Genomic DNA, 15,283 nt, shown 5'->3' with positions numbered 1-15,283 from the left:
ACAACAACCCTTGTTTATTTTCATTTTACATACATAAATTCAATCCGATCATTGGAAAAATAGCTGCTGTTCAAGTAAAGCTTCTCTTGTTTTTTATCCCAATGAAGGTTTTCCAGCGTTAAATGCATGATTTTATTTAAATCAGGAAGTGACTGAATTTGCTTGATTCCTTTTTTTGTATATTGTAATATCAGCTCTTGGTCAGACTGTTGATAAATGGTGTACAGCTCTGATTTTTTTTCCAGTTTACTGATTTCCTCTGTGGAAAAGTCCGCTTTTTTTATTTTGGTTAGTAGTTTCACTTGGTGACCATCGTAGGTATTGACGCCTGCTGCTTTCCATTTGCCTGTATAAATCAAAGTCAGTCCATTTGTTTGCTGATAATTTGGAATCGCCAGCTCCCAGGAATGACCATCACTAGTCAACTCTAATGAGTCATCAGCTGATAGCCAACGCCCTTCGATTTTTTGGACAAACGGATAACATACATATCCAGCTATCCCACCTGCAAGCAGCACTAGAATCAGCAGACAAAAAATCACGTAAAAGGCTAGCGGCCGTTGCTTATTTTCGCTTAACTCTTCCTGATTTTGCGGAAGTGCCTCCAGTTGCTGGTCGTTGTTTTCGTTTGTCAGTTGTTGGTCGTTTGTCATGTTCTTTTCCTTTTTTTCGCTTTTTTTGCCGTGCTCGTCTTGCTGCTTCTTTCCGTTTTTTCTTCTTTTTCGAGAGTATGACCAAAACAATGATCAAAATAATCACCACTAATAGAAAAGCTGCCGCACCGATTATTACATATATCAGGTAATCTTTTTCTAGATCGACCGCTTGTTCATTCAACTCTTTCGCTTCTTTGGCGCTGATCACAAATTCTTGATCGAAGGTCCATTCTTGACCTGTTTCCTCGGATTTGGCTTTTACTTTCGCGAGATATGTGCCAGCCGCAAAGGGCTGATTTTCCCAACTGATCGGGATATTATAATTTGTATTCGGCGCAACGCGATAGCCTTTCACCTTTGTTTCATGTAAAGGCGTACTATCTCCTTTTTTACTGACAGAGGCTTCATAAGAAACCTTATCGATGATCGTTGGCGTGGGATTTTGCACGTTGATCTTAACTGTGTTGCGTCCGGCAACTTGGGAAGCAAAAACTTTTTTGAGCACCAGATCTGATTTAGGCAGCTCATCTGATTCCCGTAACTGAATTGCGACAGAATAGGCAAAATTATTCGAGATATTAAACCCTTGTTTTGTCTCCTCTGTTCCCTGCTCTTTCGTCTCCGCGCTAGTGACACGAATCGCGCCAAGAATCAATCCTTCAAAGGGTTCTTCCGGAATTTCCAATTTAACTTTTGTGGTTGTGGTTCCTTTGGCGGGAATGCTGACTGTTTGTTCAGATGTTGCAATACTGGATAATGGAAATTTTAAAGACGAGTCTTTATTCGTCTCATCTTCAGTGTAGACAAATGAACCGCCATCTCCCGTGTAGGCCGGATTGATATCGATGTTAACTGTTGCATCCTGCTCCCCTTGATTATATAGCTGAAAAGAAAGCTCTTGTTTTTCTCCTGGTTTGACCTTCAAATCATAGTACCCTGCATCTTTTGCGATTTGATTATCGGGTAAAATTGCTTTAACAGAGATTGGTACCTCAGCTCCATAGACTGGAGAAAATGATAATAGAAAGATCAGGCTTAAAAAAGACAACACTTGCCATTTCAAGTGTGTTCGTTGGTTTTGTACTCTCATAATTTTTTCCTTTCTAACAAAATTGAAGTCGGAAAAAAACAATCGCTCTCTTTTTGTTTTCTTCCGTTGTTTCATTTAACTGAAACCATTTTTAATTACGGCTAGCCATTTCCGACCTCAATCAAAAACTAGATATATGTTATGGTCCTACGGTTAAAGTCCAGTTTAATTTAGCACCATAAGATTTTGCTTGTACCCCATCGCTTTGTGGAACGTTCAGTTTCACATCTGCGTTTTTATCGGTTAATGCTGGCGAGTCAGACTTTCCGTAGTTTGATTCATCATAATCCTTTTGGAAAACAACCGAACTGATGGTTCCGTTTGTCGTTGTTTGGTCTGTTTTACCAGCTTTTGATGTCAACACTGCGATACTTCCTGTAGTGTCCACTCCTTTTACAGGAATTTGTACCGACGAATCACTTGTAATCGTTAGTCCTGTCACCACGTCAGCAACTGTAGACTGTACATTATTCGTCAGTACTTGATTATAAATATTGATTCTAGAGGCTTTCAGTGAATGTCCGCCTGTTTCTTTGAATAGTGAGTCTTGTTCTACTGTTACCGTCCAGGCAGTTCCTTGTGCACCTGAAACATCCCCAACTTGAACAAAGTGCGGGATAGCATATTTTGTGCTGTCTCCTGATTTTTGATAATGCTCATAAATGGCATCATAATTTTTTGTGTCCACACTTGTTTCATTATTGCCAAAATCAAAATCTGGTACGTGCATCAACTGAACATTTTCTACCGTTACACGTTCATTATTGCCATCGACCATATCGATTTTTTCATCTGTTCCTGGTTTGATCGTATTGATATCGCCAGATTGTGGAACGAACGAGGCCTTTCCATCAGTTTGTACTGCACCAGTTTCAGCAAATGCCGGTACTGAAAAACCCAACATGCCCGTTGCTAATAAACTTAATCCGATTACTTTATTTGCTTTCATTTTTTCTACTCCTCGTCTTTCGATTATTCTATATTTTAAGGAAATACGCTCAAGTTCTTTTATGGCTCTACTGTCAAGGTCCAAGTCAAATCGGCAGAGTAAGCTTTTGCTTGTGATTGGTCACTTGCAGGAACATTCAGTTTTACGCCTTCATAGCGTTCTGCATTTGGTGTTTTTGTTGCATCGTAATCTGCTTCTAAATAGCTATTAGCAAAAACAGAAGATGTATAAGAATTCAAAGTGAATCCTTCTGTCTTGTTTTCTAAAACAACTAAATCACCTTGACTGTCGCCAGCGACTGGGATCGTAGAAAATGAGCCAAACCCATCTGTCTGATCTAAGGCTGTACCGACCACTTTATCTGTTAAATCACTTGCTGCATAGGCAGTGCTGGTCAACGTATTACCATACACACGAATCCGAGTATTTGTTAATGTTTGCGGTGTGCTGTCTTTTGTTTTGAACACGGCATCTTGCTGTACACTTAGTTTCCATTTTGTCGCACTATTCCCTGATAAATCTGCGACCTGTACAGAATGCGGCATATAAAATGTTTCTGCACCTTGGTTTTTAGTACGTTTTTCTGTTAATGCCTCATATTCAGTTGTTTGTAAATTAGTTTTATTTGATCCAAACGAAATATTTGGTAAATGTGTCACATAAACATTGCTTACTTCTGGTAATGGTTTGGGTTTAGAGGGATCTTCTGGGTCTGGGTCTGGATCAAGTGGATTGGGATCATTCGGACCTTCTTCTGGTTTGGACGGATCTGGACGATCCCCTGCTGTAAATTCTGTTTCTGCTTTTGTTTTTGCCGAGCTTTCTTCAGCGTGAACTCCTGTCGCTGGATAGCTTAAAATTAAGCCGCTCAATAATAAACTTGTGATTACTTTGTTTTTCATTTTTGTTCCTTCTTTCGTGTGTGTTTTTTTAAATAGATAATAAAAATTAAAAGACAAACCCCTATGACTAGTAAATATAAACTTAGCTGTTCTCCAGTGTGTGGAAGAATCCCTTTTTTCTCTCCGCTGATAATGTTATCAACAATCGGAATTTTAGGCTTTTCTCCCTGTGTAAAAGTAACATCAGCTGGTGTCTTTCCAGAGGCTTGCGCAATTGTTCCAAAAAATGGTGTAAATAAGAACATTATACAAATACCAGACCAAATCAATTTTCTCATCGTTGCCTCCCCTCTGCTTTACCTGAGTGATCTTCTCTATTGAAGATACTCTGTTTTTATCGACTGTTATAGCTGAGATTCTTTTTCCATTCGACAGCTGTTTACTTTAAAAAGGAATTCTCTTTTATGATCAAACCCCAACTAAATATCTCACCCCCTCTCCATGATCGACACTTTTTGTGTCATGCAGATAAAGTCAACATATAGCCTCTTGATCGAACTGTTTTGATCAGCTCAAGCTCCCCTCGATTGACATGAGAGATTTTTGCGCGTACCTTACAAACAATATTCGCGATTCTACTTTGCGCCAAATCGACATTCGTTTGGGATTCCTTGCCTAACAAAGCTTCCGCGAGCATTTTATATGTACAAACTTCTCCCTTGTTTTCATAAAGAACTTCTAATAAACAGTACTCTAATCTAGTTAGTGGTACATTGTTCTTGCCAATCGACAGCGCCAATCTTAATGGATCCAATGTAAAAGAACTCCCTGAATATGTTGTTGTTTGTGTTTCTCCGTGATTTTTCATCGCCTGCAAGCTATTACCGATCGAAAGATCTATTTCTTCAATCGTATAATCTTTTTCGAATATGCCGCAAACACCTAATTGCAGGTAAATATTCTTTTCTCCCAAATGCTGTTCATTGGTGGCTATCCAAATAGGGACAGAGTCATGTGTTTTTATTTTGATGACCCATTCACAAATCTCACGTAAACCAAACTGTTGATTTTTGCAAATGAGCAATGCGTCTAACCCTTTTAAATCTGTTTCCTTCACCACCTCTTTCCCTTCGAGGAAGTGCGTGTACGTGTGTCCCGCAATAAATTCCCTACTGATTGTTTTCTCAGTATCCAATATTCCAACCTTCATAGCTTCTTCTCCTGTTTTTTCTCTTTTAAAATCAAATATATATCGATTCATTTTCGTTACATATCAAAAACAAATGATATTTATTTATCTTTTACCTTACTAATATTCTTTCAAATCCAAGCAAAAAACAATAATCGTTCGTTTACTTTTTTCCCTTCTTTTCATAAATTTCCGCGATTTTTTCGAACTTTTAAAAAAACAAAGAAAAAAATTGCTATTTAATCTAGATGCTTCCTATCAAAAAGTGTATTATATTAATGGATTTCTTTTTAAAAAAATATTTCTATTAAACTCAAAAGATATTTTAATGATTTTTTTCTTACAAATTATTTAATCTATTTTTGTTACATATTGCTTTATTTTCACATAATCTATTATTATTTTATTGAGAGGACATACTATTGATTAATTTTAAGAAAACGTTTTTCCCTTCCGCTTTATGTGTCGGTCTTTACCTTTTTAGCAATGATCCAATTGAAGTGATTGCTTCAAATCCAGAAGATCTAACGGTTGTAGAGCAGACGACTTCTACTCTTCCTGGAAATAAGATGGACGCTCAAGTCCCTGTACCTAATTCCATAGATACTGAACAAGAACTCGTTCCTGACACAGTTTTAAAGGAAGCTATTTTGACTACATTAGGTAAATCACCCGCAAGCAACTTGACAAAACAGGATATGGCAGCCTTGATTTCATTGAATATTCCATCAGATAAATCAGCTCAAATCAGTGATTTATCTGGACTAGAATATGCGGTAAATCTGACTGATCTTTTTTTGCTCACTAGTAAAGTGACTGACTTTAGTCCTTTGGAACAGTTAACAAATCTCGTTTTTGTTAGATTAGGCGGTAGTAGCTTAACCTCTGATAACTTCCCTGATTTAAAAAAAAGCACTGGCATCACACACATCTCTGCAAGTTCTGCTCAGTTGACCAATGATGTTTTTCCAAAGCTGACACAGTTTCCAGAGCTTCAACGTCTTTATCTAGATTCAAATATCGGCATCACAACAATCGAACCTTTAAAGGTTTTACCTAAATTACGATCAATTTCCATTCAGTTTTGCGGGGTCACAGATTTCACTGTGATCAATGCATTTCCTGCGCTTAACGATTTAGCTGCATTCGGGCAAAATACCGGACGTATGAACTCAGCAACTACCATTACGCGTTCAGCATTGACCTATAATGCTGAGCAAGAAACGCTTTTTATTCCGTTTTCCTTGATGCCTGATCGTCTAACGAATTTCGATGGTTACTTACCGCCATTTTCAACTTCAAACTCTGCCAACGAGATGATCCTTAAATTTAATGGTTCACAGTTACCAGAAAATCGTTTGCAAGTCTCTGAACAGGGAATCACTGTGTTGCATGTCACACCTGCAGAGTCTTCAAATCTTAGTACTATGTATTACAATGCCCGCATCAATAATCCTGTGGGAAGCTATGCGACACCTCCAAATCTCAGTTTTTATTCGATTTCTGCTGGAACTTATTTGCAGAATTTCACTATTGTGGATGATCCTATTCTTGGTGCTCCAGTTACGATCAACTTTCGTGATAGAACAGGCAACGATATCGTTGAACCACTTATTTTAAATGGAAACATTGATGAGCCCTTCCAAGCCCAGCCGAAAGATCTAGCTGACTGGATTTTAATTACCAGCCCTGATCATGCAGAGGGTAAATTTACACAAGAAGCGCAAGAGCTGACCTTTATCTACGAAAAAGCAGAAGGCGCCGCTGTTACTGTTTTATATACGGACGACAAAGATACCCCACTTGCAGCTTCTGACACACTGAGCGGGCAATTAGGAGCTACCTATCAATCTCAACCGAAATCTATCGAAAATTATCAGTTGATCCAACAGATTGGACATAGCGAAGGAACGTTTACAAAACAAGCACAAACGATACACTATATCTATAAAAAGGTTGAGTCAGTAACTGTCCCTTCCGTTGATGAACCACTCATTTCTAATGTACTGCCAGAAACAGGTACAGTAACACAGCCTTTAGCTTTTCTCAGTCATTCTGCAACGGTGCAAACACACACCAATCAACTACCAGATAAAACAGTACAAACTGTAGATGCCATACAACAACCGTTATTACCTGAAACCTCAGCAGGTTTTAAAAAGCCACGTGCTGCTGTTAATGAAAAAAAAGCTCCTAAAAAAGACGATATGAATGCTGGAAAAGGTTCTGTTACGGTTAAATTTGTTGATGAAAAGGGGAATGAATTGGCTAAATCCAACACTTTAACAGGAAAAATCGGAGAGTCGTATAAAGTAACGGCAAAGAAGACCCCTAGATCAAAATAGACGCTATCCGGTGAACTAGTTAGAGGTTGTGGCAAAATCGACACTTAGGCAACTATTATATTAGGAGAAAATAAATGGACTATTTAGCTTTTTTAGATGATGAAGATCGTGATAAGCTCACCGTACTTATGACGCTGCAATCATACAATGATCAATATTTGACTCAAAAAAGATTAATTGAACAAACGGGTTTATCCAAATTTTTATTGGAAAAGTATTTAAAAGAATTGAATCTAGAATGTCCTGAACTAATGATTTCTGATGAGCTTTACGATGAGATGTCGTATCACGCGATTTCCAATGATACCGTCCAAAAAATACAGCACATGTATGCCCAACGTTCATTAAAATTTCGTTTTTTTGTGGAGGTACTGATCGAGGAAAAAACAGTCAAAAAATTTCAAGAAGAACAACATATTGCGAAAACAACGCTATATCAAATACGTACGAAAGTTTTAAACAGCTTAAAGAAAGAAAAAATACTTATTCAAAAAAATAAAATGATCGGACCAGAAATGCATGTTCGATCGATCATTTTTGATGTTGTGTCCTATTTTTATTTTGGAGAATCTTATCCTTTTTCCAGTCAGTGTAGAAATGAAGCGAAACAGTTGTTACAGCTACTGATCTCTTATTTCAATTTAGATTTAACTTTTTTCCAGAAAAAGAAACTCTCCCTATTTATCCATATTGTTCAAATTAGAATCAAAAATCAGCATATGATCAACGAGAATCTATGCATGATCAACGAGAAAACACAGCAAACATATCAACGACAGCTGACGATGATCGAACAACTCTTAGCTCCGTCATTAGAGTCCACCTCTGAATCTTCCAAAGAAAGCAATTATTTACTAACCTTTTTGTTTGTTTCGGAGATGCTTGATCTTGAATTAACGTTCAATAAAGAAATGTTTAGCAAAACAAAAGAAACTGCACAAACCTTATTGAATAGTCTGTCCAGACAGTTTCAGGTGAAAGATAGTCAGAAAAAAGAGTTATATGATTCATTTTTAAAAAAATTACTTAGTCTATCTATTTTTAGACAAAATTATACAACCTTTGTTGATACTGCCGCCTATAGTTATTTTGCTGAGGTATATTCTTCCTTACATAGATTGATTTTACATTTTATCCGTAAAGAGCCGTTCCTTTTGTCTTTAGAATTATCTAAAAATGATCAGGCAAAGCTTTACTATGACATAATGTTTACCGTACTTTCTTCATTAGAGCCTGTACAGTTGGGAAGACCTATTACTATTTACATTGATTTCTCACACGGCTTAGCTTATACAGAGTATATTTGTCAAAGCTTACAGCGATTTCGTGATTTAAATATCAGCATCCAAAATAGATTCAATAACGAGACGCAAATTGTTTTATCTGATTATCGATTAAAAAAAGCAACCTGTCAGCAAATCATCTGGAAACAGCCGCCCACTCCCTCCGATTGGGCTAAATTCGCGGATGTAGTCATTGAATTAAGGGAGAAAGAAAATGAAAAAAATACGCTCTTTTAAGATGTACGTTCTCATTACACTGCTCGTTGCTTTACTTGTCATCCAACCTACAACAATTGTCTATTATGCTAAAGGTGCTGACCGCCAACTGTGGGAATTAGTGACTCCTTCTACTTCACAAGAAGGTGAGTTTACAGAGGAACCGCAAGAGATTGTCTTTGTTTATCGAAGAAAAAAGAGCAGCATTCCTTCTCAACTGATCACAATACCGCCAACAATTGCAACAATACCTCCAGGTCGTGAACAGTCCTCACGTTACGGAGAGCTATTACGCGGATTCTCTGGAATCTTTCTATTTGGCTCTATGCGTTCTTAATGGGATTGGGGGAAAATATTTATTCAAGAAAGAACGAGACTGAGACAAAAAGCGTTTATTCAGATTTAGAGAGCGAAACAAAACTGATTTTTAGTTTTGTTTCGCTCTCATTTTTTGATTTTTAATAGTTATCATTCATTTTAACATTGCGATTCAACATACAAGTTAGATGGCTCTTTATTAAGAAAAAAGATAAGGCAAACAATCTTTTGTCTGCCTTATCTTATATTGTTAATTCTTATTCTTCAATGTATGTCCATTTGAAATCGTATTTCGCTCCAGTAGAGTGGTACACAACATCCTTGATTTTTTCAGAACGCAAACGTGCTTCTGCTTTTTGATACAATGGGATAACACCCATGTCATCCATGATGACTTTTTCAGCATCAAGCATATCTTGCCAGCGTGCTTCTGGATTGTTGGCATTTGTTGTTGCAGCACTGTTCACTAATTTATCATATTCAGGGTTTGTATAATGTCCTCTATTATAAGCATTTCCTGTAACGAATAAATCTAAGAAGCTGCTTGGATCTGCGTAATCTGCTCCCCAAGCACTTACTGCAATTTCAAAATCGCCTTTGTTTGAGCGGTCTAAACGTACAGAAAATGGTACCGGACTAACAGATACCTTTAAACCATCTAAGGTTTCAGATAGTGAGCCTTGTAGATATTCCGCCATTTTTTTCGCGTTATCTGTATCGTCGATCAATAAATCAACAGATAAAGTAGAAATACCTAACTCTTCTTTGGCTTTTTTCCATGACTCTTTAGCTTTATCAACATCATAAACGATATCATTTCCTGATTCCTTAGCGAAATCTTCGTCTGTTTTCGGATTAGCTGCCAAGCCTACAGGAACTAGCCCTTCCGGTTCTGTAGAACCGTTTGCTAAAATTTGATCCACTAACGCTTTACGGTCAATAGCATAAGATAAAGCTTTACGCAGATTTGCATTGCGGTATGGTGATTTTTCCTCAATTTGGTTTGGTTCAAGATAGAAGGTTGATGCTGCTTTTAAAGTAATGAAGTTTGGATCACTCTTCATTTGCTGCGCCAATTCGCCAGATAATGGCACATCGTCCGCTTGACCATCTTGGAATAAGTTCAATGATGTTGGCGCTTCTTTTACAACATCGATCGTTACTTTGTCTAATTTGACTGTATCTTTATCCCAATATTTATCATTTTTTGTATAAGACCAATTTGTATCTGTTCCTGGTCCATCAAAATCAGTTAATGTAAATGGGCCATTGTAGACCGCTTTATCGCTATCTGTTGTATAGTCCTTGCCATATTTTTCAACGATGTCTTGTCTTTGTGGTAAAAATGATGGGAAAGCTAATAGATAGTCAAAAAACGGAGTAGCCTGTTCCAAAGTGATTTCAAGCTCATAATCACCAACCGCTTTGATCCCTAGTTCTTCTTTTTTCATTTCACCTTTAGAGATTTTTTCAGCATTTTTTACAGAATTGAACATATAAGCATACTCTGAGCCAGTCGCTGGATCAACTGTTCTTTGCCAGCCATATACATAGTCTTCAGCTTTTACTGGTTTGTCATCTGTCCATTTTGCATCTTCTCTTAATTTGATTTTATATGTTAGTCCATCTTCACTAACTTCCGCTTTTTCAGCAGCACCAGCTGGTTGTGGTTTGCTGTCTTTATCTAGGCGGTAAATTCCTTCGTAGACATTATTTAATGCAACAAAACTTACTTCGTCCGTTGCTAATGAAGGGTCTGCACTAGGCATTTCTTGTCTTTCAACTAAACGAAATACTTTCTCCTCTCCACTTGTACCACCATCAGCCTTTTTTGAACCTCCGCCGCAAGCAGCTAATGTAATACTCGATAAAGCAACTAAACCCAGAAAAGCGCTTTTCTTTAATTTCATACTAAAAAACCCCCAGTTTTAATAAAATTCTATAAAGAATATAACAAAGTTGTAGGCTTATAGCAATTAAAACACTGCAGCTAGTTTAGTAAAAATATTCTGAACTTTTTCTCATTTATTTTACAAAAATAGGGTGAAAATATGTCTAAAAAGCCATTTTCTGTGATTGATCAAATCAATAAAACCCAAAAAAAGAAACAGCCTGCTTATCAGCAGTGGCTGTTTCTCAAAGTTCTTGATTTATTTTGCGTAGTCTACCGCACGTGTTTCGCGAATAACCGTTACTTTGATATGACCTGGATAATCTAGGTCATCTTCGATTTTCTTACGAATATCTCGTACTAAGCGTACAGCTTCTAAATCGGTAATTTCGTCTGGTTTAACCATTACTCGTACTTCACGACCAGCTTGTACGGCAAAACTAGATTCAACGCCTTCAAAACCATTAGAGATATTCTCTAAGTTTTCTAAACGGCGAATATAGTTTTCCATGGATTCGCTACGAGCTCCTGGTCTAGCAGCTGACAATGCATCTGCAGCCGCTACTAAAACAGAAATGACTGACGTTGCTTCCACATCGCCATGGTGAGAGGCGATCGCATTGATCACTGTCGCATTTTCTTTATACTTAGCAGCTAACTCTGCACCGATCTCTACGTGAGAGCCTTCGATTTCGTGATCCAACGCTTTACCGATATCATGCAGCAAACCTGCACGTTTCGCTAATTGAACGTCTTCACCGATCTCAGCTGCTAATACACCCGTTAATTTGGCTACTTCAATCGAGTGATTCAATACATTTTGTCCATAACTTGTACGGAAACGTAAACGACCTAAAATTTTGATCAAATCTGGATGAAGCGTATGTGCACCAACCTCAAAGGCAGCCTGCTCACCGTATTCACGAATTCGTTCGTCCATTTCTTTACGAGACTTTTCAACCATTTCTTCAATACGAGCTGGATGAATTCTACCATCTTGAATCAATTTCTCCAAGGTCATCCGAGCAATCTCTCTTCTGATTGGATCAAATCCTGAAAGAACTACTGCTTCTGGCGTATCATCGATAATCAAATCGATCCCAGTCAAAGTCTCTAACGTACGAATATTACGCCCTTCACGACCGATGATTCTACCTTTCATCTCGTCATTTGGTAAACTAACAACTGAAACGGTTGTCTCAGAAACTGAATCAGCTGCACAACGTTGAATCGCTAATGAAAGTAAGTTCTTCGCTTTACGATCAGATTCTTCTTTCGCACGCTGTTCTGATTCTTTCACCATAACAGTTAATTCATGACTTAGTTCTTCTTCGGTAGATTTCATGATGATATCTTTTGCTTCATCTTTCGATAGTGAAGCAATACGTTCTATTTCTTGGTGTTGCTTTTCAACTAGTTCTTCTACATCTTTTTCTCGCTCATCAATTAATTGCTGTCTAGCACCAAGTTTCTCTTCTTTTTCTTCCAGTGAGTTTTCGCGTTTTTCAAGAGAGTCATCTTTTCTATCTAGATTTTGCTCTCTTTGTAATAAGCGATTTTCTTGAGATTTCAGTTCTAATTTGCTTTCTTTCAACTCACTTTCAATTTCTGATCGATACTTCTGGTTTTCTTCTTTAGCTTCTAGCAAAGCTTCTTTTTTCAGAGTTTCTGCTTCTTTATTAGCACTTTCAATAATACCTGCAGCTGAAGACTTTGCACCATCTATAGCCTTTTCATGACGTGATTTTGCAACGACTAACCCTAAACCCAGACCGACAATTAAACCGATAATAGCGAGGAGAATTTGTAAACCCATTGTTTCCACCTCCGTACTATCTTCAAATTTTCAATATTCATGTAGTTTTCTGATAAACTATAATCAATTATCAATATGCCTACTTGCATACGTGTAGTTATACACAACTTTATTCTAATGTTTGTACACCAGTGTGTCAACTCAAAAAAGCCCTTTCCTATTTGAAAGCGCCTTGTTCCAATCAAGAAATAAGATCAGAGAAAAAAACAAACCAAGAAAAAGCGATCACAGCTCTTTTTTAGTTTGTTTCTTTATTGTTCTTATTCTTCGTCAAGCGGTAATTCTTCTTGACCTTCTTCTACTTCAACAACTGCCGTACCGTCGCCGATACCATAAGCATCACGTACACGCTTAGAGACTTCTTCAACCATTTCTGGATGCTCCAGCATGTAGACTTTCACATTCTCACGGCCTTGTCCGATGCGTTCTTCTTTGTAGCTGTACCATGCGCCGCTCTTGTCTACGATATCTTTTTCAACAGCCATATCAAGAAGCTCACCTTCTTGAGAAATCCCTTGACCATACATGATGTCAACTTCCGCAACCTTGAATGGCGGTGCTACTTTGTTCTTCACTACTTTGATTTTCGTACGGTTACCAACAATATCTGTTCCTTGCTTCAATTGTTCCGCACGTCTTACTTCTAAACGAACTGTCGCGTAGAATTTCAATGCACGTCCGCCTGGAGTTGTTTCGGGATTACCAAACATCACACCGACTTTTTCACGAATTTGATTGATAAAAATAGCGATCGTTTTTGTTTTGTTAATAGAGCCTGAAAGCTTACGCAATGCTTGTGACATCAAACGTGCTTGTAACCCAACGTGACTGGCACCCATTTCGCCATCAATTTCTGCACGAGGCACTAAGGCTGCTACCGAGTCGATAACAACAATATCGATCGCACCACTGGAAACTAAAGCATCAGCGATTTCCAAGCCTTGCTCTCCTGTATCTGGTTGTGAAAGTAATAATTCATCAATATTTACACCTAGTTTTTGTGCATATTGCGGATCTAAGGCATGCTCCGCATCGATAAAGGCTGCTGTTCCGCCTTGTTTTTGTACAGATGCAATCGCATGCAAGGCAACTGTCGTCTTACCGGAACTCTCTGGTCCGTAGACTTCAACGATCCGTCCGCGAGGATATCCGCCGACACCTAATGCAACGTCTAGAGCTAATGAGCCACTAGGAATCGTAGAGATCTGTTGATCAATCTTCTCCCCTAATTTCATTACTGAACCTTTACCAAAGTTCTTTTCGATTTTTTTTAATGCGGCATCTAAGGCCACTTTACGATCATCTGCCAATCGATAATCCTCCTTATATATAAACGATTTAAGTTCCTTTTCAATAAATATATCATAACTGGTTTATCTAAAAAAAGCAAGAGAAAAACGAACAAACGTTCACCTTTTTTATTTTTACTTATCAATAGCCCTACGAACCATATCCAAGCCCTTCATTACAGCACTTCGACGGATATACCTTCTGTCTCTGGTAAAATGCTGAAGTTCTGCTATCGTTGGTTTCCCCTTTTCTGCCAATCCAATCCAAACCGTTCCAGCCGGCTGCCCCTCCAATTCATCTGGTCCTGCTACCCCAGTGAAGGAAACCGCAAAATCAGCCTCACTCAAGATCCTTGCCTGCTCAGCCATTGCAATCGCACAAGCTTCACTAACTACACCATTTTTTTCGATTAAGGTGGGTTCAATCCCTAAGAACGTTTCTTTTGTCTGTTCAGAGTATGTGACAAACCCTCCTTTAAACACCTCTGAAACTCCTGGAACATCTCCTAAAGTACTCTGAAATAGACCAGCTGTTAAGCTTTCCGCTGCTGAAACGGTTTTTCCAGCTTGTTTTAATCGCTCGACAGTTACTTCAACTAAGCTATTCTCATCACCATAGCCGTAAAAATACTCACCTACTAGTGACATGACCTCAGCTTCAGTCTGATCCAACAACCGCTCTCCTTCTTTGCGATCCGTCACTTTAGCAGTCAAACGCAACGTGACTTCGTTGGGTTTAGCATATGGAGCAATCGTTGGATTGCTCTGATTATCGATCAGTCCCTTTAATTCTGTGACTAATTGTGATTCACCGATACCATAGAATCTAAGTACTCGCGATAATAGCTGCTCTTGCTGGGGAAAAAGCTCTTCCAACAAAGGACGGGCATTTTTTTTGAACATCGGTTTCAATTCATTTGGCGGCCCCGGTAACAATAAATAAGTTGTATCAGCTTCCGTAACTAATGATCCTACAGCCAAACCAGCTGGATTCTGAATGGCTCTGCCACCTTCGATCATTAGTGTTTGCCGCAGGTTATTTTCCGTCATTTTATTCTTAGAGAAGTTAAAATAATCGTGCAGCTGTGCTAACGCCTCTTCATCCTGAATCAACGAATGATGAATGTGAGCTGCTACAGTATCCTTTGTTAAATCATCATCAGTCGGACCTAAGCCGCCGCATAACACAATCAAATCACTACGCTCTTGCGCTTGTGTCAATAGCGCCTCTAAACGTACTGGGTTATCACCTACAACGGTATGATAATATACCTCAATACCTAGATCCGCTAATTCTTCTGATAAAAATGTCGCATTCGTATTCACGACTTGACCTAATAATAACTCTGTACCAACTGCTATAATTTCTGCTTTCATTTTTCTCCCCTTCTCTGTTAAG

13 protein-coding genes are annotated in these 15,283 nt (G+C 38.3%); 3 read left to right on the top strand and 10 right to left on the bottom strand.

All coding sequences use genetic code 11. The annotated features are described in order from the left end of the window. Positions 1-20: 20 nt before the first annotated feature. The 6 genes from CC204_RS14200 to CC204_RS14175 all read right to left on the bottom strand — a co-directional run bounded on the left by CC204_RS14200 (position 21) and on the right by CC204_RS14175 (position 4,747). On the bottom strand, positions 21-653 hold the full coding sequence (locus CC204_RS14200; RefSeq protein ID WP_088270764.1) for a hypothetical protein: 633 nt from the start codon (positions 651-653) through the stop codon (positions 21-23). Continuing rightward, on the bottom strand, positions 565-1,746 hold the full coding sequence (locus CC204_RS14195) for a WxLIP family cell surface protein (protein WP_088270763.1): 1,182 nt from the start codon (positions 1,744-1,746) through the stop codon (positions 565-567). Before CC204_RS14195 ends, CC204_RS14200 begins: the two co-directional genes overlap by 89 nt. A 139-nt stretch (positions 1,747-1,885) precedes the next feature. Next, positions 1,886-2,695, bottom strand: a complete 810-nt coding sequence (locus CC204_RS14190; RefSeq protein WP_088270762.1) for a WxL domain-containing protein — start codon at positions 2,693-2,695, stop codon at positions 1,886-1,888. A gap of 59 nt (positions 2,696-2,754) precedes the next feature. Further along, positions 2,755-3,597 carry a WxL domain-containing protein gene (locus CC204_RS14185; protein WP_088270761.1) on the bottom strand — a complete coding sequence of 281 codons (843 nt, stop codon included), beginning with the start codon at positions 3,595-3,597 and terminating at the stop codon, positions 2,755-2,757. Continuing rightward, positions 3,594-3,875 carry an LPXTG cell wall anchor domain-containing protein gene (locus tag CC204_RS14180; RefSeq protein ID WP_088270760.1) on the bottom strand — a complete coding sequence of 94 codons (282 nt, stop codon included), beginning with the start codon at positions 3,873-3,875 and terminating at the stop codon, positions 3,594-3,596. The genes CC204_RS14185 and CC204_RS14180 overlap by 4 nt, the downstream gene beginning before the upstream one ends. 182 nt (positions 3,876-4,057) lie before the next feature. Continuing rightward, positions 4,058-4,747 (bottom strand): winged helix-turn-helix domain-containing protein, encoded by a 690-nt coding sequence (locus tag CC204_RS14175; RefSeq protein ID WP_157894302.1) that lies wholly within the window; start codon positions 4,745-4,747, stop codon positions 4,058-4,060. A gap of 401 nt (positions 4,748-5,148) precedes the next feature. Here CC204_RS14175 and CC204_RS14170 point away from each other — a divergent pair, with 401 nt between their 5' ends. The 3 genes from CC204_RS14170 to CC204_RS14160 all read left to right on the top strand — a co-directional run bounded on the left by CC204_RS14170 (position 5,149) and on the right by CC204_RS14160 (position 8,907). Then, on the top strand, positions 5,149-7,071 hold the full coding sequence (locus CC204_RS14170) for a MucBP domain-containing protein (protein ID WP_088270758.1): 1,923 nt from the start codon (positions 5,149-5,151) through the stop codon (positions 7,069-7,071). Between the two features lie 74 nt (positions 7,072-7,145). Then, a complete protein-coding gene (locus CC204_RS14165; protein WP_088270757.1) occupies positions 7,146-8,591 on the top strand; it encodes a helix-turn-helix domain-containing protein in 1,446 nt (481 codons plus the stop codon). After that, complete coding sequence (locus CC204_RS14160; protein WP_088270756.1) at positions 8,569-8,907, top strand: MucBP domain-containing protein; 339 nt, start codon at positions 8,569-8,571, stop codon at positions 8,905-8,907. The genes CC204_RS14165 and CC204_RS14160 overlap by 23 nt, the downstream gene beginning before the upstream one ends. Before the next feature lie 238 nt (positions 8,908-9,145). On the opposite strand, the gene CC204_RS14155 is transcribed toward CC204_RS14160, so the two are convergent. The 4 genes from CC204_RS14155 to CC204_RS14140 form a co-directional block, all read right to left on the bottom strand. Beyond that, entirely contained in the window at positions 9,146-10,798 is a 1,653-nt protein-coding gene (locus CC204_RS14155) for a peptide ABC transporter substrate-binding protein (protein ID WP_088270755.1), read from the bottom strand. A gap of 240 nt (positions 10,799-11,038) precedes the next feature. Beyond that, entirely contained in the window at positions 11,039-12,595 is a 1,557-nt protein-coding gene (gene rny, locus CC204_RS14150) for a ribonuclease Y (RefSeq protein ID WP_088270754.1), read from the bottom strand. 260 nt (positions 12,596-12,855) lie between these two features. After that, positions 12,856-13,905 carry a recombinase RecA gene (gene recA / locus CC204_RS14145; protein WP_088270753.1) on the bottom strand — a complete coding sequence of 350 codons (1,050 nt, stop codon included), beginning with the start codon at positions 13,903-13,905 and terminating at the stop codon, positions 12,856-12,858. Between the two features lie 114 nt (positions 13,906-14,019). Beyond that, complete coding sequence (locus tag CC204_RS14140) at positions 14,020-15,261, bottom strand: competence/damage-inducible protein A (protein ID WP_088270752.1); 1,242 nt, start codon at positions 15,259-15,261, stop codon at positions 14,020-14,022. Between the last annotated feature and the right edge of the window lie 22 nt (positions 15,262-15,283).

Origin of the sequence: Enterococcus wangshanyuanii (genome assembly GCF_002197645.1) — a bacterium.
In the GTDB taxonomy this organism is placed as follows: domain Bacteria; phylum Bacillota; class Bacilli; order Lactobacillales; family Enterococcaceae; genus Enterococcus_L; species Enterococcus_L wangshanyuanii.
This window is presented reverse-complemented; position numbering and strand designations above follow the sequence as displayed.